The 3,610-nt window shown below is 62.5% G+C and carries 4 protein-coding genes; 3 read left to right on the top strand and 1 reads right to left on the bottom strand.

The genetic code is table 11. The annotated features are described in order from the left end of the window. Positions 1–1,264 (top strand): M48 family metalloprotease (locus tag EN964_RS28810; RefSeq protein WP_127277027.1); only part of this gene is annotated, 1,264 nt, incomplete at its 5' end. A 24-nt stretch (positions 1,265–1,288) separates the two neighbouring features. On the opposite strand, the gene EN964_RS28805 is transcribed toward EN964_RS28810, so the two are convergent. Further along, entirely contained in the window at positions 1,289–2,152 is an 864-nt protein-coding gene (locus EN964_RS28805) for an RNA polymerase factor sigma-32 (RefSeq protein ID WP_023814301.1), read from the bottom strand. 322 nt (positions 2,153–2,474) lie between these two features. Here EN964_RS28805 and EN964_RS28800 point away from each other — a divergent pair, with 322 nt between their 5' ends. After that, complete coding sequence (locus EN964_RS28800) at positions 2,475–3,248, top strand: amino acid ABC transporter substrate-binding protein (protein WP_127267251.1); 774 nt, start codon at positions 2,475–2,477, stop codon at positions 3,246–3,248. A 138-nt stretch (positions 3,249–3,386) separates the two neighbouring features. After that, the coding region (locus EN964_RS28795; protein WP_164776056.1) for an ABC transporter permease subunit at positions 3,387–3,610 on the top strand (224 nt) is incomplete at its 3' end.

The raw sequence follows: 3,610 nt of genomic DNA, 5'->3' as shown, positions 1-3,610 counted from the left end.
ATATTCCGACCCCAAGCTCGAGCGAATGGTCGCCAAGGTGGTCGGTAGTTTGACGGTGGTGTCCGCCAACCCGACACAGACCTATCGCATCACCATTCTAAATTCGCCCAACGTCAACGCATTCGCGCTGCCGGGCGGTTATCTCTACATCACCCGCGGCCTCCTGGCGCTGGCCAATGATTCGGCCGAGCTTGCCGCTGTCATCGCGCATGAGATGGGCCACGTCACTGCCAATCACGGCCTGCAGCGCCAACAGCTCGAGGCAGAGGAAGGCCTGGCGACCAAGGTGGTTTCCGATGTGCTCGGCGACAGCCCGACCGCCAAGGCGGCGTTGATCCGCGGCAAGCTGAGGCTGGCGCAATTTTCGCGCAACCAGGAGCTGGAAGCCGACGCCATCGGCATCAAGTCGATCGGCGAGGCCGGCTACGATCCTTTCGCCGCAGGCCGCTTCCTTCAATCGATGTCGGCCTATACCGATTTCCGCTCGATCAGCGGCGCCACCGACGCCAGCCTGGACTTCCTGGCCACGCACCCCAACACGCCGCAGCGCATCGATCTGGCGCAGCGCCATGCTCGCCAGTTCGGCGCGCCGGGCGTCGGCACGCGCGACCGCGATTCCTTCCTCGCCGGCATAGACGGCCTGCTCTATGGCGACACGCCTGAGGAAGGCTATGTGCGCGGCGAAACCTTCCTGCACCCGGGCCTTGGCGTGTCGTTCACGGTGCCGGACGGCTTCATCATCGACAATTCGGCGGCAGCGGTGACGGCCACCGGCCCCGGCGACATAGCGATCCGTTTCGATGGCGTCTCTATCGACAAGAACCGGGCGCTGACGGACTATATCCGCAGCGGCTGGGTGGCTGGTCTCGTCGACAGCAGCGTCAAGCAGGAAACCATCAACGGCAATGAGGCGGCGACCGCGCATGCCGGCGCCGAAGGCTGGCAATTCGACATAGCGGTGATCCGCGCTGGCGGCCAAGTCTACCGGCTGCTGACCGCGGCCCCTTCCGCCAGCACGTCTCTGGACACGATCGCCCGTTCGGTAAGCGGCTCGTTCCGGATTCTGAGTGCTGCCGAAAAGGCGGCGCTGAAGCCGCTGCACATCCGCGTCGTCACCGTCCAGCCTGGGCAGACGATGGGTTCGCTTTCGGCGCAGATGGTCGGCGTTGACCGCAAGCTCGACCTGTTCCGCGTCCTCAACGCGCTGTCGCCCGGTGCCGCGGTTTCGGCCGGCGACAAGGTCAAGATCGTCACCGACAAGTAGGCGCCGCTGGACGCCTGCCGCCGTTCAGGCGGCAGTCGCCATGAACTCCGGATTCTGCTTCACCAATGCGACCTTGAGCTTTTCCATGGCGCGGGCCTCGATCTGGCGGACGCGTTCCTTGGAGATGCCGAGGGTTTCGCCGAGCGCTTCGAGTGTCGCGCCCTCGTCGTTCAGCCGCCGTTCCTCGATGATCCTCAGCTCCCGTGCGTTGAGCGCGCGAAGCGCCTCCCTCAGCCAGAGCGAGCGGCGCGCGACATCGATCTTGTCGCCGACGATCTCGTCGGGCAGCGGATCGTCCGAAATCAGGAAATCCATGCGCTCGGTCGAACCCGCATCGTCGGCAATAGGCATGTTGAGCGAGGAGTCGGGCGCCGAGAGCCGCGAATCCATCATCGCCACATCGGCTTCGGAGACGCCAAGCGCCTCCGACACTTCGCGATAGAGCGTGGCGTTGGAGAGCGGCTCCGTGCCATTCGCCAACCGCGCGCGCAGGCGTCGCAGGTTGAAGAACAGCGCCTTCTGAGCCGAGCTGGTGCCACCACGCACGATAGACCAGTTGCGCAGGATATAGTCCTGCATCGAGGCGCGGATCCACCATGTCGCATAGGTCGAGAACCGCACCTCGCGCTCCGGCTCGAAGCGGGCGGCGGCCTCGAGCAATCCGACATGACCCTCCTGGACCAGATCGCCGAGCGGCAGGCCGTAATGGCGGAACTTGGAGGCCATGGAAATGACCAGCCGCATATGGGCGACGGTGATTGAGTGCAGCGCGTTCTGGTCGTTGTCCTCTTTCCAGAGCAATGCAAGCCGATGCTCTTCGTCACGCTCGAGGTAGGGAGCCTTCATTGCCGCGCGGACCATGATCCGTCCTGCCGTGTCTTCCATCATGAGGCGCTCCCTGGGTGGTGCGAATGACTTTGCAAAGTTGGCTGCCGCCCGGGTTGAAATGCCGGCGTCGTGCCCTAGAACAGCCAGAACTGCCATGCGCGGGAAAGGTTCCGCGACCGCGGCGGCGCGATTGTGTTGCCTGAAGGATTCTCAGAAGGTCTGAGATGGCAGCGATCACGAGTGGAAAGTGCCGTTTAGAGAATATGGTTTCATAAACCCGCCGTTTTTGAAATCCTGTTCCTTATTTTTTCGGCTTGCATCTGTCAGTTTCCAGCGCTCACAAATATGCCGGCCAGCCGGCCAAGGACGGGATCACAGAAAAATGAAATGGCTCAAGTCGCTCATTATCGCCGGAACGCTGCAGGCCCTGGCTGTCGCTTCAGGTCATGCCGGCCCCAATCTCGACCAGATCAAGCACGCCGGTGTCATCAAGATCGGCACGGAAGGCACCTATGCGCCGTTCACCTACCATGACACGTCCGGTGCACTGGTCGGCTTCGACGTCGAAATCGCCAAGGCGATTGCCGAGAAGCTTGGTGTCCAGGCCGAATTCCTCGAAGGCAAGTGGGATGGACTGATCGCCGGCCTCGACGCCAATCGCTACGACGCCGTCATCAATCAGGTGGGCATCACCGATGCCCGCAAAGCCAAGTACGACTTCTCCGATCCCTACATCGCCTCCAAGGCGGTGCTGATCGTGCGCGGCGACAACACCGACATCAAGAGCTTCGCCGATCTCAAGGGCAAGAAGTCGGCGCAGTCGTTGACCTCGAATTTCGGCAAGCTGGCCGAAACGAACGGCGCTGAACTGGTCGGCACCGATGGCTTCGACCAGTCGATCCAGCTGCTTCTGACCGGCCGCGCCGACGCCACGATCAATGACAGCCTGTCGTTCCTCGACTTCAAGAAGCACAAGCCCGACGCCAATGTGAAGATTGCCGCGCAAGAGGAAAACGCCGACTATTCCGGCGTCATCGTGCGCAAGGGCGATCCGGAGCTGGTCGCCGCGATCAACAAGGCGCTGGCCGACATCAAGGCCGACGGCACCTATAAGAAGATCGCCGACACCTATTTCGGCCAGGATGTTTCGAAGTAATCTACGAGGCGAGCCGCTCCGCGGCCATGAGACACATAGAGCGGCGAGCCGTCTTTGACGGCCCGCCGCTTTTGTCGTGATATGGCAGACGCATTCTCGCCTTGACCAAGCTGCTTCGACCAATCTGGAGGGTCATACGTGCCGCACTGGCTGCAACTGATGCTGGAGTCGCTGCCTTCGCTGCTGTGGGCGGCGCTGATCTTCACCGTGCCGCTGACGCTGTTGTCCTTCGCCTTGGGGCTGGCCGTTGGGTTGGGTGCTGCACTCGCCCGGCTGTTCGGCCCCAAGCCGCTGGTCGCGCTTGTGCGCTTCTATGTCTGGATCTTCCGGGGTACGCCACTTTTGGTGCAGCTGTTCCTCAT

This window comes from Mesorhizobium sp. M7A.F.Ca.CA.001.10.2.1, assembly GCF_003998575.1.
Classification (GTDB): Bacteria; Pseudomonadota; Alphaproteobacteria; order Rhizobiales; family Rhizobiaceae; genus Mesorhizobium.
Note: the sequence above shows the minus strand (reverse complement) of the source record. Positions and strands in the feature narration are given on the sequence as shown.

Excerpts from the sequence above, each read along its gene's own strand:
- EN964_RS28805 (WP_023814301.1), bottom strand. The coding sequence starts at position 2,152 with ATGATGGAAGACACGGCAGGACGGATCATGGTCCGCGCGGCAATGAAG.
- EN964_RS28800 (WP_127267251.1), top strand. The coding sequence starts at position 2,475 with ATGAAATGGCTCAAGTCGCTCATTATCGCCGGAACGCTGCAGGCCCTG.